The organism is Methylobacterium sp. WL18, assembly GCF_008040015.1.
GTDB classification, from domain to species: domain Bacteria; phylum Pseudomonadota; class Alphaproteobacteria; order Rhizobiales; family Beijerinckiaceae; genus Methylobacterium; species Methylobacterium mesophilicum.
In genome coordinates this window covers 1-2910 of sequence record NZ_VRVD01000588.1, presented here as the reverse complement: position 1 = coordinate 2910, position 2910 = coordinate 1, and the positions used below count along the sequence as shown (strand labels likewise).

The window sequence follows — 2910 nt, the reverse complement described above, 5'->3', positions numbered from 1 at the left end:
GCCGGGCTCGAGCGCGGCCCGGCCGTCGCGCGGTCCGGTGGCCTCAAGGAGATCGCGGATGTCGAACGCGCTCATCGAACGGCTCCTCCGGGGCGATGTCCCCCGGCCTATAGGCGCCTGATCTATTTCGGGACTTTGGAAACAGATCAGGCTTTAGACGGAAACTCTTGCATCCGAGCCTGATAGCAAATCCTAAACGCGGGGCCGTCCGCGAGGGCCTCTACGCCGTGCGGGCCTGCGCGACCTTCCCGGCTTCGACGCCGAGGCGGTCCGCGCGTGCCTGGAACGCCGCGGCATAGCCCGACACCACATCGGCCCCCATCCGCTCCAGCGAGAACCGCTGGCGGATCGATTCGCTGAGCGCCCGGACCCGCGCCGTCAGCACGTCCGGGGATTCGTCGAGCACCTGACGGATCGCGCCGGCGAGCGCCCCGGCGTCGCGGGACGGGACGAGGTCGCCCGCCATCGGCCCGAAGATCTCCGGGATGCCGCCGACCCGGGTGGCGACCAGGGGCTGCGAGGCGGCCGCGGCCTCGAGCACGACGTAGGGCAGCGATTCCGCGAGCGACGGCACGACCAGGATCCGGCCCCGGGCCAGAACCGACCGGATCGCCTGCGGTGGCTCGAACGCGGCCGCGTCCGAGAGGCCGAGCCGCTCGACCATGGTGCGCAGGCTCTCGGCATCCGGGCCGGAGCCGACCATGAGCAGACGCAGCGCCCGGCCCTCGGCGCGCAGCCGGACCAAGGCTTCGAGCAGGAAGGGCAGGCCCTTCGCCTCGCGCAATTCGCCGACATAGAGCAGGTCCGCGGCATCCTCGGCCAGGGGGACCGGGGCGAACTCGGCGTCGGCGATGCCGTTGTGCACGATCCGGGTCACCTGCTCCGGGCCGCCCACGAAGGTCCGGTGCCGGCCGGCGACGTACTCGCTCTCGAACAGGAACGCGTCAGTCCTGCGGGCGAGCACCGCCTCGGCGGCCATGTAGGTGCGGTGGAGCGCGCTCCCGGGCCGGTAATTGTAGCTGCCGCCATGCGGCGTGTAGGCCCGGATGGCGGTGGCGGAGGCCAGGCGGGCGTAGGCGCCGCCCTTGGCGCCGTGGCCGTGCAGCACGGTGGCGCCGACCTCCGCCGCCCGGCGGGTGACCGCCCGCAGGCAGGTCCAGTCCGACAGGTGCGGGTTGCGCCGCATCGGGATCCGGACGAGGCCGAGTTCGAGGCACGGGCTCAACTCGGCGAGGGCCCGGGCGGCACGCTCGCCGCCGGTGGACGTGTCGCAGACGATCCCGACCGCGTGGCCCGACGCCGCCTGGAGGCGGGCGAGGTCCATCACGTGCCGGAACAGGCCCCCGACCGGCGCGCGGAACACGTGCAGGACGCGGTGGCGTTGGGGGATTCGGGTGTCGCTCGGCTTCACAGCCACGGTATCGCTCCCGGGAATAACAGTCCCGAGAGTGTGGTGCAGCCACCGTCGCAGTAAACTTAAACGGTCTCCGTCTGGATGGGCCTTTTCGACGGAAAGGTAAGCGGAGTTTTACTGCTGTGGATCAATTCACGTCAGTGGCAGGCCGTTGAGGCTGGCCCAGATCGTGCCGTAATGGCAGGCCGTGGCCGCGAGCACGAAGCCGTGCCAGATCGCGTTCTGGAACGGCAGGGTCCGCCAGACGTGGAACAGGACGCCGACCGAGTAGAGCAGCCCGCCGATCGCCAGCAGCCACAGGGCGGTGGGTTGGAGGGCGGCGATCACCGACTCGTAGGCGAGCAGGCCGCTCCAGCCGAGCAGCAGGTAGAGGGCGATGGAGAGCCGGTCGAACCGGCCGGGCAGGAACAGCTTCACCGCGATCCCGACCAGGGCGACCAGCCAGATCACCGCCAGCAGCAGGTAGGCGCGGATGCCGGAGCCGACCAGGGCGACGAGGGGCGTGTAGGTCCCGGCGATCATCAGGTAGATCAGCGCGTGGTCGGCCCGGCGCAGGAGCCATTTCCGCGGGCTGACCGGGTAGAGGTTGTAGACCGCGGAGACGCCGAGCATCAGCACCAGGGCGGTGGCGTACAGCACCACCGCGGCCCGCTCGCCGAATCCGAGATGCGCCGTGAGCGCCGTGGCCACCAGCGCCGCTGCGCCGGCGAGGCCGAAGACGACCCCGAGGCCGTGGATCACCCCGTCCGCCACGATCTCGCGCGGCGTGTAGTGCCACGTCAGGGTCAGCGGGCGACCATCCTCCGCGAGAGACATCATGAAGCCTCCTGCTACGCCTACAGCCTAAAGCTTAAGATGGCTCAACCGTTCCCTATGCAAAGTGCTGACGGGGCGTTTATCCCAAGGTTCTATTGCCGCGTGGTGAAAGACTTGTTGTGCGTGGCGGTGGCGCCGCAGCCCTGATCAGGCGCCGCGACCCACAAAGCCCTCGAAGCCGAGCACCGGTTCCCGGGCCGGGCGGCGGACGACGCCGGTGCCGCGGCTCAGCCGGGCGTGGACCACCGCCATGGTCAGCACGGCCATCGCCAGGACCTGATGGGCCAGCGCGGCCCAGAGCGGCACCGCCAGCAGCAGGGTGGCGATGCCGAGGCCGGCCTGGGCCAGGGACAGGGCCGCGACGCCGGCGGCACGCCCGGCCGCGCCGGCCGGACCGGTCATCCGCGCGTCCACCGCGTGCAGGAGCGCGACCACCAGGAGCAGGTAGGCGCTGACCCGGTGGTCGAACTGGACCAGGGCGTGGTTGTCGACGAAGTTCTCGATCCAGGGCCGGATCGCGAACAGGCTGTCCACCGGCGGGACGAGGGCGCCGTCCATGTCCGGCCACGTGTTGTAGACGAGGCCGGCATGCGACCCGGCGACCAGCCCGCCGAGGAAGATCTGCACCAGGACCAGGGCCGGCAGCAGCGCGGCGACCCGGCGGATGCGGCCGGGGGCGG

Annotated in this window: 3 protein-coding genes; all 3 read right to left on the bottom strand. The window is 71.1% G+C overall.

Annotated elements, in window-relative coordinates; translation table 11 throughout:
- Positions 1–220 precede the first annotated feature (220 nt).
- Positions 221–1417 (bottom strand): glycosyltransferase family 4 protein, encoded by a 1197-nt coding sequence (locus FV228_RS25430; RefSeq protein ID WP_147857089.1) that lies wholly within the window; start codon positions 1415–1417, stop codon positions 221–223.
- A gap of 129 nt (positions 1418–1546) precedes the next feature.
- Positions 1547–2230: a hemolysin III family protein gene (locus FV228_RS25425; RefSeq protein WP_147857090.1), complete on the bottom strand. Its 684-nt coding sequence runs from the start codon at positions 2228–2230 to the stop codon at positions 1547–1549.
- A gap of 147 nt (positions 2231–2377) precedes the next feature.
- Positions 2378–2910, bottom strand: a 533-nt coding sequence (locus tag FV228_RS25420; protein WP_187277901.1) for a COX15/CtaA family protein, incomplete at its 5' end; no start/stop codon positions are given.